Here is a 26,816-nt window from a genome sequence, read left to right as displayed (position 1 = left end):
GATTTGGAAAAGCTATCAGGAAGCGATCACGAATAAAAAGAATTCAGCGACTCCTTAAATGTAATCCACAATCATTAATTTTGCTCACCTCAATTACCAAATATTACAATTCGTCGGAAGGAGAGGGGCGCGTATTGTCTATCACTGAAAACACCAGTGCACCGGGTGCTATGTGGAACAACACTTCTTCATGTTGGGTACGAAATTCATTTAAATCCAGGCAAGGATTAAATAAATTCCACGTGAAATCGTAAAGCATTTTAAATCGATTGTTATCGAGCGGTTGAATGGAAATAATCTTAAAACTGTCCGGAACTAATTGCGCGTTTTGTGAATACCACTGTAAATCCCCAGCCAGAGATTCGGCTATTTTGAGAATATTCCCCTGGATAATAGCCTGTAACTTCTCGCAATCGTCCTCATCCACAGCAATATCACAATGAATAATAGACTGCATTTTGCATCCGGTAAAAAGGAAGATGAATCTATCATTGGGCTTCTGCGCTAACTTTGCAAGACAACAATAAAAAAGAAAAGGTAATCGTTGCGATGGGATTTACCACTCAATCTGTTTACTCCCGTTGAAACCTGTCGTGATCACCTGGCATGGTTAACTTTTGAAACACTTTCTGCCGGGTAAAGAGAGGCGGAGATCGGATAATATAATTGTTATGTTATAACGTTTTTGGTTGAAAGCCATGAATCACAGTGGATTACTCTTCTCGCTCGGCGGTCGCCTCTTGGTGGCGCTGTTACTTATCGCTTTTCTTGCGGTGGCTATCTATTGGGGAATGCAAAAATGATGCATTTCAATAGACTACAAGGAGGCTATCAAGGACGAGCGGTGACCCCCATCGTGACTGGCGAGCTGGAAGCCGGAAGTATGACAGCACTGGTGGGCGCGAACGGTACGGGTAAATCCACGTTATTAAAAACCATCGCCGGCCTGTTGCCGCCTGTTGCAGGAACCTGCGACGTTCAAGTGCCTCGCAAATCATTAGGTTGGTTGCCGCAGCGCAGCGAGTTAGAGACGCGCTTTCCCCTCACAGTTTATGAACTTGTCTCAATGGGCTGCTGGCCTCGCTGTGGCTGGTTTGGTGGCATTAACCGCGCACTACGTCTTGAAATTGATGCCGCGCTGGACGCGGTGCAGATGCGCGATTTTGCTGATGCCCAACCCTCGACGCTCTCAGGTGGTCAGCTACAACGCGTGTTGTTTGCTCGCTTGATGCTGCAACAAAGCAAAGTCTGGCTGCTTGATGAGCCTTTCAACGGCATTGATACCCAGACGGTCACCTTATTGATGTCAATCCTTGAGCAGCAACAGCAGGCGGGCACCACCTTGCTGGTGGTGTTACATGACCGCCCGCTAGTGGCGCGTTACTTCAACGATGTGTTGTCGCTCGACGATGCAGACTCCACTCAGACGCCGCTGCTGCGCAGGGTGGCTTCGTGACTTTGATTCAACCCTTTATCGAATTTGGTTTTATGCGTCGCGCGTTAGTGGCCTGTGTGGCGCTGGCATTAAGTGCAACACCGCTGGGCGTCTTTCTTTCATTGCGTCGTATGAGTCTGGTTGGGGATGCGCTATCGCATGCGGTATTACCCGGCGCGGCAATTGGCTATCTGGTATCAGGACTCTCCTTGGTGGCCATGGGCATCGGTGGCTTAATTGCGGGCCTGGCCGTTGCACTGCTCTCAGGCGCAGTCAGTCGATATACCCATCTTAAAGAAGATGCCAGTTTCTCCGGTTTTTATCTGGGATCGTTGGCCTTAGGCGTCACCCTGGTCTCGTTGCGCGGATCGAGTGTCGATCTGCTGCACGTACTGTTTGGCTCACTACTCGCCGTCGATAACGCCGCCATTGTGCTGGTGGGCGGTATTGCAGCCTTCACTTTACTCATGCTGGCGGTGATTTTTCGTCCGCTGGTCATTGATGCCTTCGACCCGGATTTCCTGCGTGCGCAGGGAAAGTGGAGCGCGCCCATTGTACACGGCGTCTTCCTGATGCTGGTGGTGCTCAACCTGGTCGCTGGTTTCCAGGTGCTTGGCACCTTGATGTCGGTCGGGCTGATGATGTTGCCCGCAACCAGCGCGCGTTTCTGGAGTCGTCATCTGGCCTGCATGCTGGGGATTGCCATGCTGCTGGCCGTTATCTCGGCGCTGGTCGGCCTGATTCTTTCCTGGCACTTCTCACTGCCCGCCGGACCGGCGGTGGTGCTCAGTGCTGCCGTACTGTTTTTACTTTCTGTTTTGACAGGACCATGTGGCGGCCTGCTGCGTCGTCGATAATTAAATGATTAGGGGATATAAATGAAAAAGTTACCGCTGGGTCTGGCCATTAGCGCCATGTTAATCAGCCCATTGACCATGGCAAAAACAGTGGATGTGGTGGCGAGTTTCACCGTATTGGCGGATATCGTTAAACAGGTGGGTGGCGATCACGTTAATGTTAAATCGCTGGTTCAGCCTAACGGCGATCCACACACTTTCGAGCCGACCCCACAGGACAGTGAATCTCTGGCTAAGGCTAACGTGGTGTTTGTCAGTGGCTTAGGTCTTGAAGGCTGGATGGATCGTTTAATCAGCGCATCGGGCTACAAAGGGACGGTCGTAGTGGCATCAAACGGCATTAACACCCGCAAAATGGTGGATGACGGGAAAACCATTACTGACCCGCATGCATGGAACAGCATGCAAAATGGGGTGATCTACGCCACCAACGTCATGAATGCGCTGATCAAAGCCGATCCAGAAGATGCGGCAGATATCCGTAAAAGTGGCGAAAGTTATATTCAGCAATTGCAGAAGCTGGACAGCTGGGCGAAAACCGAGTTTGCCTCAGTACCGAAGAGCAAACGTAAAGTGCTGACCAGCCATGATGCCTTTGGATACTTTGGCCAGCGCTACGGCGTGAGCTTCCTCGCACCTGTTGGATTCTCTACTGAAGCGGAAGCCAGCGCCAGTGATGTGGCTTCAATTATCAAGCAATTGAAAGCAGAGCACATTAAGACTTACTTCATGGAAAATCAGACCGATCCACGTCTGGTGAAACAGATTGCCAGCGAAACGGGTGCACAGCCGGGTGGTGAACTCTATCCTGAAGCGCTGTCCGAAGCCAATGGCCCTGCTGCAACCTATGTTGCTGCCTTCAAACACAACGTAGAGATCATGCTGCAAAGCATGAAGTAAAAAAAAGGCCGGGGAGCATCCCGGCCAATTATCACGACACTTTCCTACCTTTTTTTCTTTCTTCCCTGAACCGCCTTAAAGCGCGGATTCGTTTTGCAGATCACGTAAATGCGACCTTTACGACGCACGACTTTGCAATCTTTGTGACGGGTCTTCGCTGACCGTAATGAACTTAAAACCTGCATGCCAGAACTCCTGTTATTTACCGCGCGTCAGGAAGCTACCAAAACGCTTGTTGAAGCGTGAGGCGCTGCCTTCTTTGGTGAGATCTTTCTGTTTACCGGTGTAATGGACGTGGGATTTAGAAGAGACATCCAGCGTCACGTAAGGCAGTACTTCACCTTCAAACTCGATGGTGCGTTCGGTTTTGATGGTGGAACCAATTTTGAAGTACTCATCTACCGAGGTGTCATGGAACACCACAGGACGATAATGGGGATGGATATTCGCTTTCATAACTGCACTCTCATGTAATGTTATACTATAACAATAGTATGAACCTGCCGAGAATTGATTGCAACCGTGATTGCAGTGCGGGTATTGGTTGGAGAGGGGGATTACGGCAATAAAAAAGGCCGCTTACGCGGCCTTTTCAACAGGTTAGAACTTAGTGCTTGTGTTCGACCGGATGGCCTTGTTCGATCTCGGCTTTGTTCTTGCCAAAGCGGCGGCGAACCACCACGAAGAACACCGGAACGAAGAAGATAGCCAATGCTGTTGCCGTCACCATACCGCCCATTACACCCGTACCGACGGCGTTCTGTGCGCCAGAGCCGGCACCGGTACTGATCGCTAGCGGCAGTACACCGAGGATAAAGGCGAGAGAGGTCATCAGAATCGGGCGCAGACGCATACGTGCTGCTTCCAGCGTTGATTCCACCAATCCTTTGCCTTCCTTCTCCATCAAATCCTTCGCGAATTCAACGATCAGGATGGCGTTCTTCGCCGACAAGCCTATGGTGGTTAACAGCCCCACCACGAAGTACACGTCGTTACTGAGTCCGCGTAAGGTGGTGAAGATCAACGCACCGACCACACCGAGCGGGACCACCAGCATTACGGAGAACGGAATCGACCAGCTCTCGTACAACGCGGCCAGACACAGGAACACCACAATCAGTGAGATGGCGTACAGGGCAGGGGCCTGGTTCCCGGACAGACGTTCCTGGTAGGACATACCCGTCCAGTCATAGCCGATACCCGCAGGCAGTTTACCTGCCAGTTCTTCCATCAGGTTCATGGCATCACCGGAGCTCTTACCAGGCGCGGCCTGTCCGAGGATCTCCATGGAGGGTAAGCCGTTGTAACGTTCCAGGCGCGGTGAACCGTACTGCCACTTCGCCGAAGAGAAGGCAGAGAACGGAACCATAGTGCCCGAGCTGTTACGTACGAACCATTTGCTGATGTCGTCTGGCAACATACGCGAGTCAGCCTGGCCCATCACGTACACCTTCTTCACACGACCGCGGTCGATGAAGTCATTGACGTAAGAGCCACCCCAGCCAGCGCCCAGCGTGGTGTTGATGTCAGACAGCGACACCCCCAGTGCCTGCGCTTTTTCCTGATCGATGATCAGTTTGTACTGAGGCGTATCTTCCATACCGTTCGGACGCACACCCACTAAGGTATCGGGGTGTTGAGCAATCATGCCAAACAGCTGGTTACGCGCAGCGGTCAACTTCTCGTGCCCCAGGTTACCCTGGTCAGTCAGCATGAAGTCAAAGCCGGTGGCGTTACCCAGTTCGATAATCGCTGGCAGGTTGAACGGGAAGACCATCGCATCTTTAATCTGACCCAACGCCTGCATGGCGCGTCCGGCAATTGCCGGCACTTTCAGGCTGGCATCGCCACGCTCATCCCACGGCTTGAGGCTGACAAACGCGATACCGGTGTTCTGACCACGACCCGCAAAGCCAAAGCCGTTAACGGTAAATACCGAGTTAACGCTGTCTTTCTCTTTGTTCAGGAAGTAATCCGTCACCTGATCCAGCACTTTCTGCGTACGTTCCTGGGTTGCACCGGCAGGCAACTGCGCCTGGGCCAGTAACAGACCTTGGTCCTCTTCCGGCAGGAAGGAGGTCGGCAGTTTCAGGAACAGATACGCCATACCGACCACGATCACCAGATAGATGACTAAATAGCGGCCGGTACTGCGAACGATGTGGCCAACGCTATCGACGTAATGGTTAGTGCTCTTGTCGAACAGACGGTTGAACCAGCCGAAGAAGCCGGTGGTTTTACCGTGGTCGCCTTTCTTGATCGGCTTCAGCATGGTGGCACACAGTGCTGGGGTCAGAATCAACGCAACCAACACTGACAGCGCCATCGCGGAAACGATGGTGATCGAGAACTGACGATAAATGACCCCGGTAGACCCGCCGAAGAAGGCCATCGGAATAAATACTGCAGACAGCACCAAGGCAATACCGACCAGCGCGCCCTGAATCTGCTCCATCGAACGTTTCGTCGCTTCTTTTGGCGGTAAACCTTCTTCCGCCATAACACGCTCAACGTTCTCGACCACCACGATGGCGTCATCCACCAGCAGGCCGATGGCAAGCACCATGCCGAACATCGTTAGCGTGTTTATCGAGTAACCGAATGCACTGATGATGGCAAAGGTACCCAACAGCACCACCGGAACCGCGATGGTTGGAATCAAGGTCGCGCGGAAGTTCTGCAGGAACAGATACATCACCAGGAACACCAGCACGATCGCTTCAAACAGCGTTTTAACCACTTCGAAGATCGAGATCTTAACGAACGGCGTGGTGTCGTACGGATAAACGGTTTTCATGCCAGCCGGGAAGAAGGGCTGCAATTTTGCCAGCTCATCTTTTACGGCTTGTGCGGTATCCAGGGCGTTAGCCCCAGTCGCCAGCTTGATACCGATACCTGAAGCGGGTTTGCCGTTATAGCGTGCGATGATCTCGTAGTTTTCACCGCCGAGTTCAATTTTCGCCACGTCACGCAAGCGGACTTGCGAACCGTCTTGGTTGACTTTCAACAGAATGTTGCCGAACTCTTCGGTATTGGTCAGACGGGTCTGCGCAATAATCGAGGCGTTCAACTGCTGGCCTGGCACTGGCGGTGTACCACCTAACTGACCGGCGGCAACCTGGGTGTTCTGGGTGCCTAATGCACTGATCACATCGACCGGCGTCAGCTGGTAGTTGTTGAGTTTGTGCGGATCCAGCCAGATGCGCATCGCGTACTGCGCACCAAACACCTGAGTATCACCGACGCCAGGCGTACGGCTGATGGGGTCTTTGATGTTTGAAGCAACATAGTCAGAGATATCATTCTGCGTCATGCTGCCGTCATCACTGACAAAGCCCGCTACCATCAGGAAGCTGCTGGATGACTTTTTAACCTGAATACCTTGTTGCTGTACTTCCTGCGGCAGTAATGGCATCGCCAGCTGCAGCTTGTTCTGTACCTGAACCTGCGCGATATCGGCGTTGGTACCGGACTGGAAGGTCAGCGTCAGCGTCAAGGTACCCGACGAGTCACTGCTCGAGGCCATATACATCAGGCCATCGATGCCGTTCATGTTTTGTTCGATAACCTGAGTTACCGAATCCTGCAGCGTTTTCGCATCAGCACCCGGGTAGGTTGCCTGAATTTCAACGGCCGGCGGAGCAACATTGGGATATTGCTCAATCGGCAGATTGATAATCGCAAGTGCACCCGCCAGCATAATAATGATGGCAAGCACCCAGGCAAAAATGGGGCGATCGATAAAGAACTTAGCCATGTATCAGTGGCTCCTGTTTAGGACGATGATTTTGCAGACTGTGATTCCGGTGCTGCTTTGGCATCATCTTTGACTTCTTGTGGTGTCACTTGCGCACCTGGCTTGGCACGCTGAAGACCAACGGTGATCACGCGATCGCCTTCTTTCAGGCCATCCGTTACCAGCCATTTGTCACCAAATGCCTGATTAGCGGTGATATTGCGCACTTCCACTTTGTTATCTGCACCCACGACCATCGCTGTTGCCTGACCGGTTGGAGTACGGGTCACACCCTGCTGTGGCACCAGCAATGCGGTTGGATTAGTACCTTCATCCAGACGCGCACGCACGAACATGCCTGGCAGCAGACGGCTGTCTGGATTTGGGAAGATGGCACGCAGTGTGATGGAGCCAGTGGTTTCATCCACGGTCACATCAGAGAATTCCAATGTGCCTGTCTGAGTGTATGCGCTACCGTTTTGCATCAGCAGGGTGACGTTGGCTTTGCCGTCATTCTGTTTCAGCTGACCGGATTCCAGTTCTGCGCGCAAACGCAGAAAATCGTCACTGGATTGGGTCACATCGACATACATCGGGTCTAACTGCTGGACGGTTGCCAGCGCCGTGGTTTGTCCACTGGACACCAGTGCGCCTTCGGTCACCGCAGATTTACCAATGCGACCGCTGATCGGCGAGGTCACTTTGGTATAGGCCAGATTAATACGCGCGGTTTCGACGTTAGCTTGCGCTGCCTGAACTGCCGCCGCCGTTTGTGCCGCAGTCGCTGCCGCGGTGTCGTAATCCTGCTGACTGATGTACTTGGTGCCTAACAGTGGCTTATAACGTTTGATAGTCAACTGAGCCACGTGCGCGTTGGCCTGCGCCTGCGCTAAGTCGCCTTTCGCAGTGTCATAAGCGGCCTGATAGGTCGCGGGATCGATCTGATACAGGGACACGCCTGCTTTGATATCCGTTCCTTCAACAAAATTACGCTTCAGAATGATACCTGACACCTGAGGACGCACTTCGGCTACACGGAAGGCTGAGGTACGGCCAGGTAGTTCAGTGGTAATCTTCAGGGGCTCGTTTTTTAACGTGACAACGCCCACTTCAGGGGGCTGCTGCTGGGCGGCTTGCTGGGATTTATTATCATCACATCCTGTTAACAAAAAGCTGCCTGAAAGCATCAGGACGGCCGCCAGAGGCGCTAATCCTCTGTTTTTATTCATAAATAAACCTCTAGTGTCCGATATCAAATGATCAATGGATCACAAACCGATAAACCCATTGCTGCGTTAAAACACGGGTCGTGCTATGGTACATACATTCACAAATGTATGTAAACTTGCCAGTTTGTAAAAAAAGTCCTCTATGGCACGAAAAACCAAAGCGCAAGCACTTGAAACGCGACACCAAATTCTGGATGCCGCTCTAGCACACTTCTCCGAACACGGTGTGGCTGCCACATCCCTGGCGGATATCGCGACAGCAGCCGGCGTGACGCGCGGTGCTATCTACTGGCATTTCAAAAATAAAGCCGATGTATTGCATGAAATCTGGCTTCGGTGTGACGCTGGGCTTGACGATGTGGAACTTGAGTATCAGACAAAATACCCGGGTGATCCACTTTCTGTTATTCGGTCAATGCTGATCTATATCCTTGACGCCACAGCAAAGGATCCACAAAGACGCGCACTAATGGAGATTATCTTCCATAAATGTGAATTCGTGGGCGAAATGTCGACATTACAAGATATGCGTCAAAGTTTACTGTTGGAGTGTTACGACAGGATTGAATTAGTGCTGCGTGAATGCATTGAGGTCGGGCAGTTGCCCGCCAGTCTGAACACACTGCAGTCGGCGCGTCTCATGTGCAGTTACATTAATGGCATGATGGAAAATTGGTTGTTTAACCCGCAGGCATTTGATCTCGCGGCGGATGCACCACAACTGGTCGATGCATTCCTGGATATGCTGCGGCTCAGTCCGACTCTTTCTGCGGCGCGTTAATTCGCGCCTTCTGCTGCCTGTTTGTGCAGGTAATCGCGCTGAACTATCGCCAGTGCCGCCAGCACGGTAGTGGTCGGCACCTGGTTCTCTTCTAACAGTTGAATTAAATCAACCGCCAGTTTGATTTCATCTGACGCTGTTTCCAATGACATGGTTACTCCTAAATGCGTAATTTTGCGGCCACTAACAGCATCAGCACTGCGCCGAGCAACGCCACGGCAAAGCCAGCGGGATGCAGTGCGGCCAGATCGCCGGTAGTGAAATAGGTCGCGATGTAGCCCCCAATCAGTGCGCCGATCACAGCCAGCACCAGCGTCGGGACAAAACCGCCCGGTCGGCCGGGAAACATCATGCGCTTTAACCAGCCTGCCGCGATGCCGATGGCTATCCATAAGATAAGGGTCATGATTTTCCTCCTTAATTCGTTCGGAGAAGTATAGAGGAAAGTGGCGGAGGTTTACCGTGCCTGAATGGACAATTCCAACTTATGCAATGCACTGCGGCAGCGTGCCAGGCGTTCGTGTAACACCGCCACCTCGCGAATCAGTTGTTGCTGCACACTCAGCGTCTCGGCCCGCGCCAAATGCGCTTCACGCTGCACAATCATCGCCAACAGTCGTGTTTCGTAACCTTGGTACTCTTCGCGTTTTTGTTGACGCGGATCGCTGCGCGGCCGTTCTCGAGCGGGACGTAGCTGTTGGCTTTGGCATTCACGTTGCAGCGCGGCAACCTGATCCAGCACCTTTTCCGCCAGCCACTGGCGACGCATCCTATCGGTTTCAGGGGCGCTAAGTTGAGCCAGGTTTTGCTCAAGCTCGCGTAAATAGTCAGCTAAGCGCGTCCCTTTACAGCGAAACAGCTGCGCGTCAAAACGTGGCTGGCGACAGGCGCCATCGCTTTGCTGCGCAATCTGCTGGCGCAGTTGATCGACGAGAAGCAGTAAGCGTTGATGTGCGGGCGGTTGGGGCATCACTCTGATTCCGACTGTGTTAACGTAGCGCAGTTCCGATTTCATTAGGCATCAGGCATGCAGCGAATTTTACTTCTGTGCCTCGGCTGGCTGGCCATTGTGCTGGGTACGCTGGGCATTGTATTACCTTTATTACCCACCACGCCATTTGTGTTGCTGGCGGCCTGGTGTTTTGCTCGTTCGTCGCCGCGTTTTCATCATTGGCTGCTTTGGCGCTCGCCGTTTGGTCGCTATATCCGTCATTGGCAACAGCACCGGGCTATGCCTCCGGGGGCGAAGGGGCGCGCCATGTTGCTGATCGTTATCACCTTTGCCGTGTCTATCTACTTGGTGAATATGCTGTGGGTACGGATAATGTTGGGTGTGATGCTGAGTGTGCTGTTGTTGTTTATGTGGCGCATCCCGGTGGTGGAAGAAAATGCTGACGCAGGCGAATAAGCGCGTCAGGGTTGCATTTAACCGGGTATTTGCATAGATTTGGGCATCTTCGTGCGTGGCTTCCCTGTTTAAATGTCTTCGCTTAACCCGGTTTCCGGGTATTGGCGCTGTCAGAAGCCGCGCGTATTAGATATTTTTCCAGGCGTAACACATATGACCGCAACTGCTCAGCAGCTTGAACTCATCAAAAACAGCATCAAAAGCATTCCTGACTACCCTAAGCCGGGCATCCTGTTCCGTGACGTCACCAGCCTGATGGAAGATCCAGAGGCTTATGCGGCATCAATCGCTATTCTGGTTGAGCGCTATCGTGGCAAAGGCATCACCAAAGTCGTGGGTACTGAGGCACGTGGCTTCTTGTTTGGTGCGCCCGTGGCGCTGGGTCTGGGCGTGGGTTTTGTGCCGGTGCGTAAGCCAGGCAAGTTGCCGCGCGAAACTTTCAGCGAAAGCTATGAGCTGGAGTACGGTACCGACGCGCTGGAGTTGCACAAAGACGCAATCAAGCCAGGTGACGTGGTGTTAGTGGTTGACGATCTGCTGGCGACCGGCGGCACGCTGGAAGCCACTGTGAAACTGATCCGCCGTGCCGGTGGTGAAGTCAAAGATGCGGCATTCGTCATCAACCTGTTCGACCTGAGCGGTGAAGCGCGTCTGAATGCTATCGGCATCGACTGCTTCAGCCTCGTTAATTTCCCCGGCCACTAAAGGCTACTGCGCCGCGGGTGTTCGCCCGAAGCGGCGCAATTTATTGCGCATTCCTGCCGCGACAGAGCGTGCGCAATGAAAATTCATCACCCCGCTAGCGCGAAGTATCACGGGTATAGGCATATCCTGTTGTGGCTGTTAGACTACTGCCAAAATAAACAGGGTTTGCGAAGCTGCATTTTTCCCCTTTATCTTGTGGCGGAACCCGGTTCACTTAGCCGCACCGCTGCGCCAATTCAATAAAATCCAGTGATTGAATCCACATGAGCTATCAGGTACTTGCGCGAAAATGGCGTCCCCAGGCTTTCGCTGACGTAGTCGGTCAGGAACATGTGCTGACTGCGCTGGCCAATGGGTTGTCACTGGGACGAATCCATCATGCTTATCTTTTTTCCGGCACCCGTGGCGTAGGAAAAACCTCGATCGCGCGTTTGCTGGCGAAAGGCCTTAACTGCGAAACCGGCATCACCTCCACACCTTGTGGTCAGTGCGATAACTGTCGTGAAATCGAACAGGGTCGTTTTGTCGATCTGATTGAGATTGATGCGGCCTCGCGCACCAAAGTTGAAGATACGCGCGATCTGCTGGATAACGTGCAGTACGCGCCCGCGCGCGGACGCTTCAAGGTTTACCTGATCGATGAAGTGCACATGCTCTCGCGTCACAGCTTCAATGCGCTGTTGAAAACGCTGGAAGAGCCGCCTTCGCACGTCAAATTCCTGCTGGCAACCACCGATCCGCAAAAACTGCCGGTCACTATTCTCTCGCGCTGCCTGCAATTCCATCTCAAAGCCCTGGATGTGGAACAGATCCAGCAGCAGCTGGCGCATATCTTGCAGCAAGAGCAAATTGTCTCTGAGCCGCGTGCGTTGCATTTGCTGGCGCGCGCAGCAGACGGCAGCATGCGTGATGCACTGAGCCTGACCGATCAAGCGATTGCCATGGGGCAGGGCAGCGTGACGCGTGAAACCGTGGCGCAGATGCTGGGTACCCTGGATGACGAGCAGCCGCTGGCGCTGATTGAAGCGCTGGTGGACGGTCAGGGCGAGCAGGTGATGGCGTTACTGAATCAAGCGGCTTCGCGTGGCGTTGAGTGGGAAGCGCTGTTAGTCGAGATGCTGCGTTTGCTGCATCGCGTGGCGATGGTGCAACTCTTGCCGAGTTCGCTGGGCGAAGATGATGTGAATCAGGCGCAGCGCCTGCGCGATTTAGCCCGCGTATTGCCGCCTGCCGATGTTCAGCTCTATTACCAGACTTTGCTGATGGGACGTAAAGACTTGCCGCTGGCACCGGATCGGCGTTTAGGCGTCGAAATGACGCTGCTGCGCGCGCTGGCCTTCCATCCGCAAGCCACTATTGCGGAGCCGGTTGCTCGACCAAGCTTGCTTCCGCAGGCCGTGCCGCAAATACCTGCTGCGTCCTCTGCCCCCGCTGCAGCGCCATCAGCACCCGCTGCGGCACCGAAAGCAGCACCGGCTGCCCAGCCGCAGATGGCTCCGCCGATGCAGGATGCGCCGCCGATGGCCGATGATTATCCCGATATGCAATCGGCCCCCGAACATTTGTCAGACTCTACGAGCCAGCTCTTACAAGCGCGAACGCAGTTGCTGCGTCAGGGAGCCGGCAAAGCAAAAAAGAGTGAGCCGGCAGCGCGTTCCGCGCGGCCGGCAAACCCGGCGCTGGAACGCCTCGCGACGGTGACTGAACGCGTGCAACAGCGCGCGTCTGAGCCTGCGGTAAAAGCCCCCGCCAAACCGGAAGCCTATCGCTGGAAAGCGCAGCAAACGGTCGAGGTGAAGCCTGAACCGGTGGCCACGCCAAAAGCCTTGCGTTCCGCGCTGGAGCATGAGAAAACGCCTGAGCTAGCGCTGCGTCTCGCGGAAGAAGCGCAACAGCGTGATGCTTGGGCGGCAGAAATTGCGGCACTGACGTTGCCCAAATTGGTGCAACAGGTCGCATTAAACGCGTGGAAAGAGGTGGGCGAAAACAGCGTGACACTGCATCTGCGTAGCAGTCAGCGTCACCTGAATTCGGCGTCTGCCAAGCAGGCGCTAGCGGAGGCGCTCAGTCAGTCAGCCGGTCAGCCAGTTGAACTGACCATCGTTGAAGACGATAATCCTGCGGTATTGACGCCACTGGAGTGGCGTCAGGCCATTTATGAAGAGAAACTGGTGCAGGCGCGCCAGTCGATTGAAAGCGATACTCATATTCAGACATTGCGTCGATTCTTCGATGCCGATCTGGATGAAGAGAGTATTCGACCCGTATGAACACCCGCTGTCGCAGCTTCATTGCGCGCAGCCCCAGCAGAGAGAGAAGACTATGTTTGGTAAAGGCGGATTGGGCAACCTGATGAAGCAGGCCCAGCAGATGCAAGACAAAATGGCCAAGGTTCAGGAAGAGATCGCCGCGCTGGAAGTGACCGGTGAATCAGGCGCTGGCCTGGTAAAAGTGACCATCAATGGCGCACACAACTGCCGTCGTGTCGAAGTCGATCCAAGCTTGCTGGAAGATGACAAAGACATGCTGGAAGACCTGATCGCTGCGGCCTTCAACGATGCGGCACGTCGTATCGACGAAACCCAGAAAGAGAAAATGGCGTCTGTGTCTTCCGGTATGCAGCTGCCACCTGGCTTCAAGATGCCGTTCTGATGCAAACCAGTCCACTGCTTGAATCTTTGATGGAGTCACTGCGTTGCCTGCCGGGCGTCGGCCCGAAATCGGCGCAGCGCATGGCTTTTCAGCTGTTGCAGCGCGATCGTAGCGGTGGCATGCGTCTGGCACAGGCTTTGACCCGTGCCATGTCGGAAATCGGCCACTGTGCCGATTGCCGCACCTTCACCGAGCAGGAAATCTGCACTATTTGCGCCAATCCACGTCGTCAACAAAACGGCCAGATTTGCGTGGTGGAGAGCCCAGCAGATATCCACGCCATTGAGCAGACCGGCCAGTTTGGCGGGCGCTACTTTGTGCTGATGGGCCACTTGTCACCGCTGGATGGCATTGGTCCGCAGGATATCGGTTTGGATCGCTTGGAGCAGCGCCTCGAGCGTGAAACCCTGACCGAAGTGATCCTCGCCACCAATCCGACGGTGGAAGGGGAAGCCACAGCCAACTACATCGCTGAACTGTGCGGGCAATATGGCGTTGATGCCAGCCGCATTGCACATGGTGTACCGGTTGGCGGTGAGTTAGAAATGGTCGATGGCACCACGCTGTCGCATTCGCTTGCCGGACGTCACAAGATTAAATTCTAATCACTTGCCGATGTCTTCACGGACATCGGCTTGAAATCCTCATCATCATCCCCATTTCTTTCTCAACTTTTACCCAAAATAATTCGAGTTGCAGGAAGGCGGCAAACGAGTTCATCCCGATGAGCTGACTTAAGTGCCAACGCACCTGCGGCTTGAAGTATGAAGGGGATATGATCAACCCTGATTTAGTTGAGGTAGCAATGACCATGAAAGGACAAGAGACGCGTGGCTTCCAGTCAGAAGTAAAACAACTTCTGCACCTGATGATTCACTCTCTCTATTCAAACAAAGAGATTTTCCTGCGTGAGTTGATTTCCAACGCCTCCGATGCCGCTGACAAGTTGCGCTTCCGTGCACTGTCCACGCCGGATCTGTATGAAGGCGACGGCGACCTGCGCGTGCGTATCTCGGTCGATAAGGACAATCGCACGCTGACCTTGAGTGATAACGGTATTGGTATGCGCCGCGACGAGGTGATTGAAAACCTCGGCACTATCGCGAAATCTGGCACCAAAGCGTTCCTTGAGTCCATGGGCTCTGATTCAGCAAAAGACAGTCAGCTGATTGGTCAGTTTGGTGTGGGCTTCTACTCAGCCTTTATCGTGGCGGACAAAGTGACCGTGCGCACCCGTGCTGCCGGTGCCAAAGCCGATGAAGCGGTGTTCTGGGAATCGGCGGGCGAGGGCGAATATACCCTGGCCGAAATCGAGAAAGCCGAGCGCGGCACCGAAATCACGCTGCACTTCCGTGAAGGCGAAGACGATTTCCTCGACGCATGGCGCGTGCGTAATGTCATCAGCAAGTACTCCGATCACATCGCATTGCCGGTAGAGATTGAGACCAAAGACGAAGAGAACGACACCACCACCTGGGAAAAGATCAACAAAGCCCAGGCGCTGTGGACGCGCAACAAGTCTGAAATCAGCGATGAAGAGTACAACGAGTTCTACAAGCATATCGCCCATGATTACAGCGATCCGGCGATCTGGAGCCATAACCGCGTAGAAGGTAAGCAGGAGTACACCAGCCTGCTGTACATCCCGCAGCGCGCCCCGTTTGATATGTTCAACCGTGACAGCAAACATGGACTGAAGCTCTATGTACAGCGCGTGTTCATCATGGACGAGGCCGAGCAGTTCATGCCGAACTACCTGCGCTTCGTGCGTGGCCTGATAGACTCCAACGATCTGCCACTCAACGTGTCCCGTGAAATCCTGCAGGACAGCCGCGTCACGCAGAGCCTGCGTGCCGCACTGACCAAACGCAGCCTGCAGATGCTGGAAAAACTGGCGAAAGATGATGCTGAAAAGTATCAGCAGTTCTGGAAAGAGTTCGGTCTGGCGCTGAAAGAAGGCCCAGCAGAAGACAATACCAATCAGCAAACGATCGCCAAGCTGCTGCGTTTCGCCACCACGCAGAGCGAAGGTGCTGAGCAGACCATTTCGCTCGAGGACTACCTGAGCCGCATGGTCGAAGGGCAGGAGAAGATTTACTACATCACGGCTGACAGCTATGCCGCTGCGAAGAGCAGCCCACATCTGGAGCTGTTCCGCAAAAAAGGCATTGAGGTTCTGCTGCTGTCCGATCGCATCGACGAATGGATGATGAGCTACCTGACTGAATTCGACGGTAAGAGCTTCCAGTCCGTGAGCAAAGCGGACGATTCGCTGAGCAAGCTGGCGGATGAAGAGACCGAAGAGCAGAAAGAAGCAGAAAAAGCGCTGGAGCCGTTTGTTGAGCGCGTGAAAACCCTGTTGGGCGAGCGCGTGAAAGAGGTGCGTTTAACGCACCGTCTGACCGACACCCCGGCGATTGTCACCACTGATGCGAACGAAATGACCACTCAGATGGCGAAGCTGTTTGCTGCGGCAGGCCAGGACGTACCGGAAGTGAAGTACATCTTCGAGATCAACCCGGAGCATACGCTGGTGAAACGCGTGGCGGATACCCACGATGAAACGCATTTTGCTGAATGGGTTGAGCTGTTGCTGGACCAGGCACTGTTGGCAGAACGCGGCACGCTGGACGATCCAAACCAGTTTATCCGTCGCATGAACCAATTGCTGACGGCGTAAACCTGCACGGTGATTAACCCGGTCGGCATGAATGCCGACCCTACGTAATCCCATTCGCTCGGTGTGAAATTAATTGTGAGGTCGTCATTTATGACGACCTTTCTTTTTAATGCAGCGCCTGATCCCGCAGCCAATCGCGGAACAAGGTAATCTCTGCATCATGCTGACGCGACATTTTCGTCATCATCCAGGTCGCGCGATCCACCCGCACAAAACCCAATGGCGCAATCAGTGTGCCGTCGCTCAACTCTTGTCGTACCAGTAAACGTGGTGCCATGATCACACCCAAGCCGTTTCTCGCCGCCTGAATGCCCAAGGTGAGATTATCGAAATGCTTACCTACCCAAAAATTACCGCGTGCTCCGCTGGTTTTCGCCCACTCGGCCCAGGCGTGTAGTCGTGTATCGGCATGCAGCAGCGGCAGTGAGGCCAAATCCTGCTCGCTTTGAAAACGCGCGGCATATTGCGGCGCGCACAAGGGGCCGATGTAATCATCGCTGATTAACGTCCCGTCGATATCGTCATCCGGCGACTGCTCATAGCTAAGAATCAATACGTCGGTGTGTTCACTGCGCAACTGATCGATCTCACCCAGCGCTTGAAACTGCACTTCAATATCCGGGTAGCGTTGATAAAAACTGCTAATGCGTGGAATCAGCCATTGCGAGAGAAAACTCGGTGCGCACGAGACGCTGAGGTGATGGCGCATGCCGGTGCGAATGCTTTCGCAGGTGGTGGAGAGTTCACTAAACGCCTTTTGGCAACTCACCAGTAATCGCTCACCGTGTGAGGTTAATTTGACGCGCCCATTGGTGCGTACGAACAGAGGCTTGCCCATCCAGCTTTCCAGCTGTCGAATCTGATGGCTAATGGCGCTATGAGTCACATGCAGACGCTCGGCCGCAACGCTAAAACTGCTGTGCAGTGCCGCCTGGTGAAAATAGTGCAGTGCACGTAACGACGGAAGCGCGGTCATACTCATCCCCTGTGTAAAAACCTAACAGGGATTGTCAGTTTATATCATTTTAATGTCCAGCCGCATTGGCCTAACCTCTACCCCAGATTCTGGCGGGTTGACGGATGGGCATCTCTGTGTTTAACGCGGCTAATGTACTCCTCGACCCGCGACCACACACAGCATCATAATAATAGAGAAATCTCACGCGATGGATCACCAACATGCTACTGCCAGGGCGGCGGCGGCGCGCGATCAACTTCGCGGCTTGCTATCCCGTCATTATCGGCTGGAAAATTTCGACCTCTTTTTTGCTCCCTCACTGCATATTGCACGGGTGCTACTGTCACAGCTGTTTCTCCGTCAGGAACAGGCGCGCAATCAAACGCGTTATGCTTCGCAATATCCGGTCAGTGAACTCAGTGTATTGCCCGCCGTGCCAATGTCGGCGGGTAACATCGCATTGGTAGAACACGTGGATATGCACCAAGGACGCGTGCGGCCGCTGGCGGAGTGCCAGAGCCAAGGGGTAACGGATGCTTCGGAGTCCTTTGCCACCCTGCTGCATAAACGATTAATCAGCGATGCACGCCTGTTTGTGGCGCGTCTGGATAAACACGCCGCGCTGAGTAGTGGCCTGATCCTGATTGCCTTAAAAACCAGTGATTTCAGTACGCTGGTGCGCAGTGAGTTACGTTTGTTCGAGCAGGGTCTCAACTTCGGCGCGGCGCTGGACCACGCACTGATGATGATGGAAAACAGCGATTGGCGGCCCTTTAACATCGCCAGTGTGGAAAACATCAGCTTGGACGCCCCGCTTGAGCTGCAATCGATTCAGCAACATGGCTTGCCCTTCGCGTTGTTTCCTCTGCCTGTGGGCGTCCATTTTAGCGAGCTGCCGCAGGATGTGCAGTTGCTGCCTGGGCATCATCGTTTACGGCTGCACGCCAATATCCGTGGGGGCGTCAATAAAAACCAAAATGCCACGCCGACACTGAAAAGACGCCTGAAAGAAGTATTAACCCTTAGCTGTAATTCCTAAAAACAAGCACTCTGCTGGCGTTGGGGGCTAAAGCAGGTCAAAGTAAGCCTTTCACCGGAAGCACGCCCGTTTCCTTGTGGTGTGCGGGTCATAATGGTATGTTCTTGGCCTTCTCAGATTGATCAATGCGATTCGCAAGGGGAATTACGCAATGCGTATTATTCTGCTCGGGGCACCGGGCGCAGGTAAAGGCACTCAGGCTCAATTCATCATGGAGAAATACGGTATTCCGCAAATCTCCACCGGTGACATGTTGCGTGCGGCAGTAAAAGCAGGCACCGAACTGGGCCAACAGGCGAAAGCTATCATGGATGCCGGTAAACTGGTCACTGATGAGCTGGTGATTGCGCTGGTTAAAGAGCGTATCGCGCAGGAAGACTGCAAAAACGGTTTTCTGCTCGATGGCTTCCCACGCACCATTCCGCAGGCTGACGCCATGAAAGAGGCGGGCATCAATGTGGACTTCGTACTGGAGTTTGCTGTACCGGACGAACTGATTGTGGATCGTATTGTCGGTCGTCGCGTGCATGCGCCATCTGGCCGTGTTTATCACGTCACTTACAATCCACCAAAAGTGGAAGGTAAAGACGATGTGACCGGCGAAGAGCTGACCACGCGTAAAGATGACCAGGAAGAAACCGTGCGTAAACGTCTGGTGGAATACCATCAGCTGACTGCACCGCTGATTGCTTACTACAGCAAAGAAGCGGAAGCCGGTAACACCCAATATCATAAAATTGACGGCACCCGTAAGGTTGCTGAAGTTAGCACGCAGCTGGCCGGTATTCTCGGTTAACCCGTCATACTTCAATTTGCAGGTGCGTTGGCTGCTCTCGTTTGCCGCCTTCCTGCATTTGAATGTTTTAGGGTTGTGCTATTAAGGGCCGGTTGTCCGGCCCTTTTGCAGCAATTGCTTTCCCCTCCCGCGATTTCCGCTACAATTTCCCCCTGATTTTGATCCATTCGTTTTGACATCAAGGAAATACCAATGAGGCAAGAAAAGCCTGGGGTTTTGCTGGTCAATTTAGGCACACCTGATGCGCCTACAACACCTGCCGTTAAGCGCTACCTGAAACAATTCCTTGGCGACCCACGCGTGGTGGATACACCGCGTTGGTTATGGTGGCCAATTCTCAATTTCGCCATTCTGCCTTTCCGTTCGCCGCGCGTGTCCAAACTGTATGCGTCGGTGTGGATGGAAGAAGGTTCGCCGCTGATGGTGTTCAGTAAACGCCAGCGAGAGGCGTTGGCACAGCGTCTGGATATGCCGGTTGAGCTGGGCATGAGCTATGGCCAACCGAGCCTGGATAGCGCGTTACACCGTCTGCTTGAACAAGGCGTGACCAAACTGATTGTGTTACCGCTCTATCCGCAGTTCTCTTGTTCAACCGTGGCTGCTGTCTGGGATGGTTTGGCCGCGAGCTTTAAACCGCTGCGCTCGCTGCCTGATGTCGCCTTTATCCGCGATTATGCAGAGCATCCGGCCTATATTGCGGCGCTAAAAGCCTCCGTTGAGCGCTCATTTGCCTTGCACGGTGAACCGGATTTGTTGGTCCTGTCCTATCATGGCATTCCGCAGCGTTTTGCGGATGAAGGTGATGATTATCCGCAGCGCTGCAAAGACACCACCGATGCTCTGGCCAGTGCATTGGGTATCGCGCCGCATAAAATCATGATGACCTTCCAGTCACGTTTTGGTCGTGAGCCGTGGTTGACGCCGTATACCGACGAAACCATGCAGGGTTTACCAGCTAAAGGCATCAAACATGTTCAGGTCATGAGTCCGGGCTTTGCCGCTGACTGCCTGGAAACGCTGGAAGAGATCAGCGAGCAGAACTGTGAATTCTTCCTGCACGCGGGTGGTGAGAAGTTCGAATACATCCCTGCGCTCAATGCTGACGACGAGCACATCGAGATGATGGTGCAACTGGTCAACGCACGCCGGTAAAGTGGTGACAGAGAGTGTGATATCATTCTCTGTCAGATTTCCCTTACGGCATCCATCATGAAATTTCCCGGCAAACGCAAATCCAAACACTATTTCCCCGTCAACGCGCGCGATCCGCTCTTGCAGGCTATTCAGCAGGAACAGGAAGAGGGCAGTTGGGTGGTCGGCATTGACCAAACGCTGGTGGATATTGAAGCCAAAGTGGATGACGCTTTCCTGCAGCGTTATGGCTTGAGTGCGGGTCACTCGCTGGTGATCGATGATGCCACTGCGGAAGCGCTGTATAACGAGCTGATGCGTGACGCGCTGATCAGCCATCAGTTTGCGGGTGGCACCATTGGTAATACGCTGCACAACTACTCGGTGCTGGCTGATGACCGCTCGGTGCTGCTGGGTGTGATGTGCAACAACATCCAGATTGGCGGTTATGCCTATCGCTATCTGTGCAACACCTCCAGCCGTATGGATCTCAACTATCTGCAAGGTGTTGATGGGGCGATTGGGCGCTGCTTTACGCTGATTGGCGAGCAGGGCGAACGTACCTTCGCCATCAGTCCTGGTTTAATGAATCAGTTACAGGCCGAGAGCATTCCCGAAGAGGTGATCGCGGGGGCGTCAGCACTGGTACTGACTTCCTATTTGGTTCGCTGTCAGCCGGGCGAACCGATGCCCGCCGCCACGCTGCGCGCGATTGAATACGCGAAAAAGCACAACGTCCCGGTGGTACTGACACTGGGCACCAAATATGTCATTCAGGATAATCCCCAGTTCTGGCGTGATTTCCTGCGCGATCACGTCTCGATTGTCGCGATGAACGAAGAAGAAGCGTTTGCTCTGACTGGGGAGCAGGATCCATTACTGGCCTCGAATATGGCGCTGGATTGGGTGGACCTGGTGCTCTGCACCGCCGGGCCAACCGGATTGTACATGGCCGGGTTCACCGAAGAGGCGTTCAAGCGTAAAACCAACCATCCTCTGCTGCCGGGTGCGATTGCTGAGTTTAATCAGTTTGAATTCAGTCGTGCGATGCGCCATCAGGATTGCGAGCAGCCGCTGCGGATTTTCTCGCATATCGCACCTTACATGGGTGGCCCTGAGAAGATCATGAACACCAATGGCGCAGGCGATGGCGCACTGGCGGCGTTACTGCACGACATTACCGCCAATAATTTCCACCGCCAGAATGTGCCGAATTCCAGTAAGCATGCGCGAGGATATCTCACCTATTCGTCGTTGGCGCAGGTATGTAAGTATGCGAACCGGGTAAGTTATCAGGTGCTGAACCAGCATTCTCCGCGTCTGACGCGCGGCCTGCCAGAGCGGGAAGACAGCTTAGAAGAGTCGTATTGGGATAGGTAATATGTCGCCAGGTGCGCATAATTGCGCGCCTGGCCCATCTCCGCACGTTGTTAAATCGGACACTCACGCACAATCGGGTTCTGCGCAATCTCTTCTTGCAACACGTTCAACATGCTGTTGGCAATCTCACGCTCCCCCATCACCACGCGATTTGCCCCGCGCTCCATAATGTAACTCACTTCATCGTCGTAATGCGCGCGCGCAATAATCTCAATATCTGGGCGTTTTTCACGCGCAAAGGTCACAATCTCTCCCGCTTCATAACCATTGGGAATGGTGAGCAGCAGCCAGCGTGCGCAGTCCAGACGGGCTAAATCCATGGTATCGGTGCGTGCGGCGTTGCCGAGCACCGCTTTGATCCCTTGCTCGCGCAAGGCTTCGACGCGCGGACGAGAATTCTCCACCACCACCAAGGGAACGTCGGCCTCCATCAGCTTCTGCCCCAGCAGGCTTCCAACGCGGCCATAACCGACAATCACGGCGTGATTGCAGATATCGACGGGGATCTGCTTCTCTTCTTCAATCGCTTCTTCGAGGGTCTGCTCTTCAATGGTCTCGGTTTTTTCGAGATAACGCTCCAGCAGCGTAAAGAGAATAGGGTTGAGCATGATCGAAAGAATGGCAGCGGCGAGCACCAGGTTGCGGCCTTCATCGCTTAGCATACCGAGTGAAATCCCCAATCCGGCAAGGATAAAGGCGAATTCACCAATCTGCGCCAGGCTGACAGAAATCGTCATCGCCGTTCGACGCGAGTGGCCGAGTAGCGTCACCAACAGCCAGGCGGCAATGGACTTGCCCAGCACGATGATGGCGAGCGCGCCCAGTACCGCCAGCGGTTGCTCCACTAAAATCATCGGGTCGAACAACATCCCGACCGAGACAAAGAACAACACGGCGAAAGCATCGCGCAGCGGCAGCGTGTCGTGTGCTGCACGGTGGCTCAGTTCAGATTCATTCAGCACCATACCGGCGAAGAAGGCACCCAGCGCGAAGGAGACATCAAAGAACTCGACGGCACCAAAGGCAATCCCCAGTGCCAGCGCCAGCACGGACAGGGTAAACAGCTCGCGAGATCCGGTAGCAGCGCTTTTTGCCAGGATCCAGGGAACCACGCGACGACCGACCACCATCATCAACACCATAAAGGCGACGACTTTACCGATGGTCAACATCAGGTCCCACAGCAACAGCGTTGGGCTGGCGTTGCCTTCTTCCAGCATTCCGGCGATGGCAGGCAGCAGCACCAGCGTCAGCACCATCACTAAATCTTCAACAATCAGCCAGCCGATGGCAATTTGCCCACGCTGGCTATCAATCAGCTGTCGCTCTTCCAACGCACGCAGTAACACCACGGTACTGGCGGTGGAGAGGCAGAGTCCAAACACCAAGCCGGTCATCCACGACCAGCCCATCGCCCAGGAAAGCCCCATTCCCAGCAACGTGGCCACGGCGATTTGCGCAACGGCCCCGGGAATGGCAATCGACTTTACCGACATCAAATCCTTGAGTGAGAAGTGCAAACCTACGCCGAACATCAGCAAGATAACGCCTAATTCGGCCAGTTCAGGGGCGAGGTTGGTATCCGCGACAAAACCGGGCGTAAAGGGACCGGCGAGCACGCCAGCCAGCAGGTAACCGACCAGCGGAGAAATACGCAGACGATTCGCCAGCATACCAAGGAGAAAGGCGAGGACCAGGCCCCCGACAATGGTAGTGATCAACGGTGTTGTGTGATGCATGCCTGTCTCCTTGTGTGCAAATGTATCCGCTTGTAACAACCTAGTGTAATGCACATTCGCTAACCGCGTTTAAACATTTGAGCGGTGAAAAGCGAATAAATTGAAAAAATAAGAAGAAAACGCAGCTGAAGCCGCATTTTCCTCAGTTATCTCTTACTATCGGCAGATTTTCCGCAGAGTGAAGGGGGGGCGAGGAAAAAACGTTGCCCCCCAAAAGCGGCTCAGGCGTGACGGTTATCAGGCAGGAAAGCGGTCAAAAGGCCAATCAAAGGCAGCCAGGCACAGATTTGATATACCCCTTCAATGCTGGTGTGGTCAGCCACCACGCCGAGCACAGCGGCACCCAGCCCGCCCATACCGAAGGCAAAACCGAAAAACAGCCCAGAAACCATACCGATACGTCCCGGCATCAATTCTTGCGCGTACACTAAAATGGCGGAAAACGCCGACGCGAGAATCAGTCCGATGATGACGCTTAATACGCTGGTCCACATTAATGACGCGTGTGGCAAGAGCAAGGTAAAAGGCGCAACGCCGAGAATCGATACCCAAATCACATATTTACGGCCAATTTTATCGCCAATCGGACCGCCAATAATGGTGCCCGCCGCTACCGCACCCAGGAATGCAAACAGATGGAACTGCGAGGCTTGCACCGATAGCCCAAATTTCTGCATCAGATAGAAGGTGTAATAGCTGCTCAGGCTGGTGAGGTAGAAGTATTTGGAGAAAATTAGCAGCAGCAAAATGGTAATTGCCAACGCGACCTTTTTACGCGGCAGCGAGCTTTCCGGCACAACGCTGCTCTTTGTCTTGCTGGCGCGATGCTGGTGGCTATACCAGCGGCTCACCTGCAACAGCACAATAATGCCCAGCATGGCCACCAATACAAACCAGCCGAGATGGCCTTTACCGTAAGGTGCCACGATCATCGCCGCCAGCAATGGTCCTAGCGCGCTACCAAAATTACCACCGACCTGAAACAGCGACTGTGCCAGACCATGACGTCCACCCGAGGCCATACGTGCCACGCGAGAGGATTCAGGGTGAAACACCGAGGATCCACTGCCCACCAGCGCAGCGGCGAGCAGCACTTGCGGATAAGTGCTGGAGAACGTCAGTAACAGTAGACCGCACAAGGTAAAGCCCATGCCAACCGGCAGTGACCAAGGCTTGGGGTATTTATCGGTGTAATAGCCGATGAGCGGTTGCAGTAGGGAGGCCGTCACCTGGAATGTCAGCGTGATCAGACCAATCTGAACGAAGTTAAGGCTAAAATCTTTCTGCAGCATGGGATAGATCGCTAACAGCAGCGATTGCAGCATGTCGTTGAGCAGATGCGCGAGGCTAATAGCACCTAAAATGCCAAAAGCGGTCCGTCCCGGAGTGCGTGCCGGGGTTGCGATGTCACTTGCCATAAAAATCCTGAGAGTGCGTTTATCGTTATCAATTTGTTAATACCTGAATGACTCTATAAGCCTTTCGTCTTGAGTTAAAGTGCCATCTGTGCGACACAGAAGAGAGATAAAGCACATTAAGTCCACTGGTTAGTGGGAAAACGCAGAATAAGGAGATCGGCTTTGTTGTCATTACCGCGGAGAGGGCGCTGGCTGGCGCTGATCATGCTATTGCTGCCGATGTTGGCACAGGCATGGCAAACGGATCGCAGTTATCGATTTAGTATTCTGCACACTAACGATCATCACGGTCGCTATTGGCCTGATGCACAAGGCGAGTATGGCCTGGCGGCGCAAAAAACGCTGATGGATAGCCAGCGTTATGACGTGCAGGCAAAAGGCGGCGGTGCGCTGATACTCTCGGCAGGTGACGTGAATACCGGCGTACCCGAATCGGATTTACTGGATGCTGAGCCGGATATTCGCGGCATGAATCTGATTGGCTACGATGCCATGGCGCTGGGCAATCACGAATTCGACAAACCCCTCAGCGTGCTGCAGAAGCAGCAGAAATGGGCCAAGTTTCCCTTCCTCTCCGCCAATATTTATCAGAAAGGCACCGATCAGCGCCTGTTTAAACCTTGGGCGATTTTCAATCGTATGGGGCTGAAGATTGCGGTGATTGGCTTGACCACCACTGACACGCTGAAAATCTCCAATCCCGAAAATATCGCTGAGATCGACATCCGCGATCCGGTGAAAGAGACAGAAAAAGCGGTAGCCGAACTGCGAGCCACTGAAAAACCTGATGTGATTGTGGCGTTGACCCACATGGGGCATTACGACGATGGTCAGCACGGCAGCAATGCACCAGGCGATGTAGAGTTGGCGCGCAGCCTGCCGCCAGGCACCATCAATATTATTATTGGCGGCCACTCGCAGGACGCGGTTTGCATGGCGAAAGAGAACGTCAGCGTCAAAGATTATCAGCCAGGCCAGCCTTGCCAGCCGGATCAACAAAACGGCGTGTGGATCATGCAGGCGAAAGAGTGGGGTAAATATGTCGGGCGCGGTGATTTCACCTTCCGCAACGGCGAGTTAACGCTGGATAACTACCAACTGATCCCGGTGAATTTGAAGCATGAAGTGAAAAATCTGGACGGCAGCACCTCCTGGCTGACCTGGCAGGAAGCGATCCCGCCAAACAGCGCGATGATGAAGCTATTAACACCCTATCAACTGCGCGCAGCGAAAAAACTGGATGTGAATGTGGGCAGCAGTGACGGGGTATTTGTCGGTGAGCGTGACAAGGTGCGCTTCGAGCAAACCAACCTGGGGCAGCTGATCCTGCGGGCGCAGATGGCAGCCACAAAAGCCGATTTCGCCGTGATGAGCGGCGGAGGGATTAGAACGTCACTGGCTCAGGGCAAGCTGAGCTGGCGCGACCTGCTGCAAGTGCAGCCGTTTGGTAATCAGGTGGTTTCTGTCACGCTGACGGGTGACGAATTGCTGAACTATCTTGCCACGGTCGCCAATATCAAAACCAACTCTGGCGGCTATGCGCAGTTCAGCAATATTAGCCTGGTCGCGGATGGCAAAACGGTGAGTGAGGTGAAGATCAACGGCGAGCCGTTGCAGAAGGATAAAACCTATCGCATGGCCACCAATAGCTTTAATGCCAGTGGTGGCGATGGCTATCCTTCTATCGAGACCCATGCGGGATTCACTCATAGCGGGCTGCGTGATGCTGATGTGCTGCGTGATTACGTCAGCCAGCATTCACCACTGAAAATCGCCGACTACGTGCCCAGCGGGATTGTTCATCTGACGGAACAGCAGGTGCAGGAGCGGGGTAAAGCCGAGGAAAAACCAAAGAAGCGCTATTACCCGCAAAGCATCCTGGCGTGGATCTGGCCGCGAGCGGCGCATAATTAAGCAGATGCATGAAGACCGCCATGAATGGCGGCCTTACAATGACATCAGGCGTTTTGTG

26 protein-coding genes and 1 other annotated feature are annotated in these 26,816 nt (G+C 53.9%); of the genes, 15 read left to right on the top strand and 11 right to left on the bottom strand.

The window, feature by feature from the left end:
* Positions 1–103: 103 nt before the first annotated feature.
* Positions 104–457, bottom strand: coding sequence for a hypothetical protein (locus F3J38_RS07800; RefSeq protein WP_167136548.1), 354 nt, complete (start codon positions 455–457; stop codon positions 104–106).
* A 342-nt stretch (positions 458–799) separates the two neighbouring features.
* Here F3J38_RS07800 and F3J38_RS07795 point away from each other — a divergent pair, with 342 nt between their 5' ends.
* The 3 genes from F3J38_RS07795 to F3J38_RS07785 are packed head-to-tail and all read left to right on the top strand — an operon-like array spanning position 800 to position 3,192.
* Positions 800–1,456, top strand: coding sequence for a metal ABC transporter ATP-binding protein (locus tag F3J38_RS07795; RefSeq protein WP_167136547.1), 657 nt, complete (start codon positions 800–802; stop codon positions 1,454–1,456).
* On the top strand, positions 1,453–2,292 hold the full coding sequence (locus F3J38_RS07790; protein WP_167136544.1) for a metal ABC transporter permease: 840 nt from the start codon (positions 1,453–1,455) through the stop codon (positions 2,290–2,292). Before F3J38_RS07795 ends, F3J38_RS07790 begins: the two co-directional genes overlap by 4 nt.
* Positions 2,293–2,313: 21 nt before the next feature.
* Positions 2,314–3,192 carry a metal ABC transporter substrate-binding protein gene (locus F3J38_RS07785; protein WP_167136543.1) on the top strand — a complete coding sequence of 293 codons (879 nt, stop codon included), beginning with the start codon at positions 2,314–2,316 and terminating at the stop codon, positions 3,190–3,192.
* Between the two features lie 44 nt (positions 3,193–3,236).
* Here F3J38_RS07785 and ykgO read toward each other — a convergent pair whose 3' ends face one another.
* From ykgO to F3J38_RS07765, 4 genes are all read right to left on the bottom strand, one after another.
* Positions 3,237–3,377, bottom strand: a complete 141-nt coding sequence (ykgO, locus tag F3J38_RS07780) for a type B 50S ribosomal protein L36 (RefSeq protein ID WP_008103894.1) — start codon at positions 3,375–3,377, stop codon at positions 3,237–3,239.
* Between the two features lie 13 nt (positions 3,378–3,390).
* Positions 3,391–3,648, bottom strand: a complete 258-nt coding sequence (locus F3J38_RS07775; protein WP_167136541.1) for a type B 50S ribosomal protein L31 — start codon at positions 3,646–3,648, stop codon at positions 3,391–3,393.
* Positions 3,649–3,799: 151 nt separating this feature from the next.
* A complete protein-coding gene (locus tag F3J38_RS07770; protein ID WP_167136539.1) occupies positions 3,800–6,949 on the bottom strand; it encodes an efflux RND transporter permease subunit in 3,150 nt (1,049 codons plus the stop codon).
* 17 nt (positions 6,950–6,966) lie between these two features.
* Complete coding sequence (locus F3J38_RS07765; protein ID WP_167136537.1) at positions 6,967–8,157, bottom strand: efflux RND transporter periplasmic adaptor subunit; 1,191 nt, start codon at positions 8,155–8,157, stop codon at positions 6,967–6,969.
* Between the two features lie 142 nt (positions 8,158–8,299).
* On the opposite strand from F3J38_RS07765, the gene acrR reads away from it, so the two are divergent.
* Positions 8,300–8,938 (top strand): multidrug efflux transporter transcriptional repressor AcrR, encoded by a 639-nt coding sequence (acrR, locus tag F3J38_RS07760; protein WP_167136535.1) that lies wholly within the window; start codon positions 8,300–8,302, stop codon positions 8,936–8,938.
* Here acrR and rsmS read toward each other — a convergent pair.
* The 3 genes from rsmS to priC are packed head-to-tail and all read right to left on the bottom strand — an operon-like array spanning position 8,935 to position 9,908.
* Positions 8,935–9,090: a pleiotropic regulatory protein RsmS gene (gene rsmS / locus F3J38_RS07755; RefSeq protein ID WP_167136533.1), complete on the bottom strand. Its 156-nt coding sequence runs from the start codon at positions 9,088–9,090 to the stop codon at positions 8,935–8,937. The two genes, acrR and rsmS, sit on opposite strands and share 4 nt — an antisense overlap.
* An 8-nt stretch (positions 9,091–9,098) precedes the next feature.
* The gene (locus F3J38_RS07750; RefSeq protein WP_167136531.1) at positions 9,099–9,344 is read right to left on the bottom strand and encodes a GlsB/YeaQ/YmgE family stress response membrane protein; all 246 of its coding nucleotides are present in this window, start codon (positions 9,342–9,344) and stop codon (positions 9,099–9,101) included.
* A gap of 51 nt (positions 9,345–9,395) precedes the next feature.
* Positions 9,396–9,908 (bottom strand): primosomal replication protein PriC, encoded by a 513-nt coding sequence (gene priC, locus F3J38_RS07745; protein ID WP_167136529.1) that lies wholly within the window; start codon positions 9,906–9,908, stop codon positions 9,396–9,398.
* 57 nt (positions 9,909–9,965) lie between these two features.
* Between priC and F3J38_RS07740 the strand changes: the two genes are divergently transcribed.
* The 6 genes from F3J38_RS07740 to htpG all read left to right on the top strand — a co-directional run bounded on the left by F3J38_RS07740 (position 9,966) and on the right by htpG (position 16,383).
* Complete coding sequence (locus tag F3J38_RS07740) at positions 9,966–10,346, top strand: DUF454 family protein (protein WP_167136527.1); 381 nt, start codon at positions 9,966–9,968, stop codon at positions 10,344–10,346.
* A gap of 153 nt (positions 10,347–10,499) precedes the next feature.
* Entirely contained in the window at positions 10,500–11,051 is a 552-nt protein-coding gene (gene apt, locus F3J38_RS07735; protein ID WP_167136525.1) for an adenine phosphoribosyltransferase, read from the top strand.
* Positions 11,052–11,314: 263 nt separating this feature from the next.
* Positions 11,315–13,321, top strand: a complete 2,007-nt coding sequence (gene dnaX, locus F3J38_RS07730; RefSeq protein WP_167136523.1) for a DNA polymerase III subunit gamma/tau — start codon at positions 11,315–11,317, stop codon at positions 13,319–13,321.
* Positions 12,663–12,724, top strand: a sequence feature (DnaX frameshifting element). (Overlaps the previous gene by 62 nt.)
* Before the next feature lie 52 nt (positions 13,322–13,373).
* A complete protein-coding gene (locus tag F3J38_RS07725; protein ID WP_031377860.1) occupies positions 13,374–13,703 on the top strand; it encodes a YbaB/EbfC family nucleoid-associated protein in 330 nt (109 codons plus the stop codon).
* Positions 13,703–14,308 carry a recombination mediator RecR gene (recR, locus tag F3J38_RS07720; RefSeq protein ID WP_007886897.1) on the top strand — a complete coding sequence of 202 codons (606 nt, stop codon included), beginning with the start codon at positions 13,703–13,705 and terminating at the stop codon, positions 14,306–14,308. The genes F3J38_RS07725 and recR overlap by 1 nt, the downstream gene beginning before the upstream one ends.
* Before the next feature lie 206 nt (positions 14,309–14,514).
* A complete protein-coding gene (htpG, locus tag F3J38_RS07715) occupies positions 14,515–16,383 on the top strand; it encodes a molecular chaperone HtpG (protein WP_205298186.1) in 1,869 nt (622 codons plus the stop codon).
* Between the two features lie 106 nt (positions 16,384–16,489).
* Here htpG and F3J38_RS07710 read toward each other — a convergent pair whose 3' ends face one another.
* The gene (locus F3J38_RS07710) at positions 16,490–17,359 is read right to left on the bottom strand and encodes a LysR substrate-binding domain-containing protein (RefSeq protein WP_167136521.1); all 870 of its coding nucleotides are present in this window, start codon (positions 17,357–17,359) and stop codon (positions 16,490–16,492) included.
* A gap of 190 nt (positions 17,360–17,549) precedes the next feature.
* On the opposite strand from F3J38_RS07710, the gene F3J38_RS07705 reads away from it, so the two are divergent.
* From F3J38_RS07705 to F3J38_RS07690, 4 genes are all read left to right on the top strand, one after another.
* Positions 17,550–18,380: a DUF6024 family protein gene (locus F3J38_RS07705; protein WP_167136519.1), complete on the top strand. Its 831-nt coding sequence runs from the start codon at positions 17,550–17,552 to the stop codon at positions 18,378–18,380.
* Between the two features lie 151 nt (positions 18,381–18,531).
* The gene (adk, locus tag F3J38_RS07700; protein WP_167136518.1) at positions 18,532–19,176 is read left to right on the top strand and encodes an adenylate kinase; all 645 of its coding nucleotides are present in this window, start codon (positions 18,532–18,534) and stop codon (positions 19,174–19,176) included.
* A gap of 192 nt (positions 19,177–19,368) precedes the next feature.
* Positions 19,369–20,328 (top strand): ferrochelatase, encoded by a 960-nt coding sequence (gene hemH / locus F3J38_RS07695; RefSeq protein WP_167136516.1) that lies wholly within the window; start codon positions 19,369–19,371, stop codon positions 20,326–20,328.
* A gap of 57 nt (positions 20,329–20,385) precedes the next feature.
* Entirely contained in the window at positions 20,386–21,687 is a 1,302-nt protein-coding gene (locus tag F3J38_RS07690) for an inosine/guanosine kinase (protein WP_167136514.1), read from the top strand.
* A 50-nt stretch (positions 21,688–21,737) separates the two neighbouring features.
* On the opposite strand, the gene ybaL is transcribed toward F3J38_RS07690, so the two are convergent.
* Positions 21,738–23,426 carry a YbaL family putative K(+) efflux transporter gene (gene ybaL / locus F3J38_RS07685; RefSeq protein WP_167136512.1) on the bottom strand — a complete coding sequence of 563 codons (1,689 nt, stop codon included), beginning with the start codon at positions 23,424–23,426 and terminating at the stop codon, positions 21,738–21,740.
* Between the two features lie 221 nt (positions 23,427–23,647).
* Complete coding sequence (locus F3J38_RS07680; RefSeq protein ID WP_167136511.1) at positions 23,648–24,844, bottom strand: MFS transporter; 1,197 nt, start codon at positions 24,842–24,844, stop codon at positions 23,648–23,650.
* A gap of 204 nt (positions 24,845–25,048) precedes the next feature.
* Here F3J38_RS07680 and ushA point away from each other — a divergent pair, with 204 nt between their 5' ends.
* Positions 25,049–26,758, top strand: coding sequence for a bifunctional UDP-sugar hydrolase/5'-nucleotidase UshA (gene ushA / locus F3J38_RS07675; protein WP_370661719.1), 1,710 nt, complete (start codon positions 25,049–25,051; stop codon positions 26,756–26,758).
* The last annotated feature ends 58 nt before the right edge of the window (positions 26,759–26,816 follow it).

Origin of the sequence: Candidatus Pantoea formicae, from assembly GCF_011752625.1 — a bacterium.
In the GTDB taxonomy this organism is placed as follows: domain Bacteria; phylum Pseudomonadota; class Gammaproteobacteria; order Enterobacterales; family Enterobacteriaceae; genus Pantoea; species Pantoea formicae.
Note: the sequence above shows the minus strand (reverse complement) of the source record. Positions and strands in the feature narration are given on the sequence as shown.

Excerpts from the sequence above, each read along its gene's own strand:
- F3J38_RS07800 (WP_167136548.1), bottom strand. The coding sequence starts at position 457 with ATGCAGTCTATTATTCATTGTGATATTGCTGTGGATGAGGACGATTGC.
- F3J38_RS07795 (WP_167136547.1), top strand. The coding sequence starts at position 800 with ATGATGCATTTCAATAGACTACAAGGAGGCTATCAAGGACGAGCGGTG.
- F3J38_RS07785 (WP_167136543.1), top strand. The coding sequence starts at position 2,314 with ATGAAAAAGTTACCGCTGGGTCTGGCCATTAGCGCCATGTTAATCAGC.
- ykgO (WP_008103894.1), bottom strand. The coding sequence starts at position 3,377 with ATGCAGGTTTTAAGTTCATTACGGTCAGCGAAGACCCGTCACAAAGAT.
- F3J38_RS07775 (WP_167136541.1), bottom strand. The coding sequence starts at position 3,648 with ATGAAAGCGAATATCCATCCCCATTATCGTCCTGTGGTGTTCCATGAC.
- F3J38_RS07770 (WP_167136539.1), bottom strand. The coding sequence starts at position 6,949 with ATGGCTAAGTTCTTTATCGATCGCCCCATTTTTGCCTGGGTGCTTGCC.
- F3J38_RS07765 (WP_167136537.1), bottom strand. The coding sequence starts at position 8,157 with ATGAATAAAAACAGAGGATTAGCGCCTCTGGCGGCCGTCCTGATGCTT.
- acrR (WP_167136535.1), top strand. The coding sequence starts at position 8,300 with ATGGCACGAAAAACCAAAGCGCAAGCACTTGAAACGCGACACCAAATT.
- rsmS (WP_167136533.1), bottom strand. The coding sequence starts at position 9,090 with ATGTCATTGGAAACAGCGTCAGATGAAATCAAACTGGCGGTTGATTTA.
- F3J38_RS07750 (WP_167136531.1), bottom strand. The coding sequence starts at position 9,344 with ATGACCCTTATCTTATGGATAGCCATCGGCATCGCGGCAGGCTGGTTA.
- priC (WP_167136529.1), bottom strand. The coding sequence starts at position 9,908 with ATGCCCCAACCGCCCGCACATCAACGCTTACTGCTTCTCGTCGATCAA.
- F3J38_RS07740 (WP_167136527.1), top strand. The coding sequence starts at position 9,966 with ATGCAGCGAATTTTACTTCTGTGCCTCGGCTGGCTGGCCATTGTGCTG.
- apt (WP_167136525.1), top strand. The coding sequence starts at position 10,500 with ATGACCGCAACTGCTCAGCAGCTTGAACTCATCAAAAACAGCATCAAA.
- dnaX (WP_167136523.1), top strand. The coding sequence starts at position 11,315 with ATGAGCTATCAGGTACTTGCGCGAAAATGGCGTCCCCAGGCTTTCGCT.
- F3J38_RS07725 (WP_031377860.1), top strand. The coding sequence starts at position 13,374 with ATGTTTGGTAAAGGCGGATTGGGCAACCTGATGAAGCAGGCCCAGCAG.
- recR (WP_007886897.1), top strand. The coding sequence starts at position 13,703 with ATGCAAACCAGTCCACTGCTTGAATCTTTGATGGAGTCACTGCGTTGC.
- htpG (WP_205298186.1), top strand. The coding sequence starts at position 14,515 with ATGAAAGGACAAGAGACGCGTGGCTTCCAGTCAGAAGTAAAACAACTT.
- F3J38_RS07710 (WP_167136521.1), bottom strand. The coding sequence starts at position 17,359 with ATGACCGCGCTTCCGTCGTTACGTGCACTGCACTATTTTCACCAGGCG.
- F3J38_RS07705 (WP_167136519.1), top strand. The coding sequence starts at position 17,550 with ATGGATCACCAACATGCTACTGCCAGGGCGGCGGCGGCGCGCGATCAA.
- adk (WP_167136518.1), top strand. The coding sequence starts at position 18,532 with ATGCGTATTATTCTGCTCGGGGCACCGGGCGCAGGTAAAGGCACTCAG.
- hemH (WP_167136516.1), top strand. The coding sequence starts at position 19,369 with ATGAGGCAAGAAAAGCCTGGGGTTTTGCTGGTCAATTTAGGCACACCT.
- F3J38_RS07690 (WP_167136514.1), top strand. The coding sequence starts at position 20,386 with ATGAAATTTCCCGGCAAACGCAAATCCAAACACTATTTCCCCGTCAAC.
- ybaL (WP_167136512.1), bottom strand. The coding sequence starts at position 23,426 with ATGCATCACACAACACCGTTGATCACTACCATTGTCGGGGGCCTGGTC.
- F3J38_RS07680 (WP_167136511.1), bottom strand. The coding sequence starts at position 24,844 with ATGGCAAGTGACATCGCAACCCCGGCACGCACTCCGGGACGGACCGCT.
- ushA (WP_370661719.1), top strand. The coding sequence starts at position 25,049 with ATGCTATTGCTGCCGATGTTGGCACAGGCATGGCAAACGGATCGCAGT.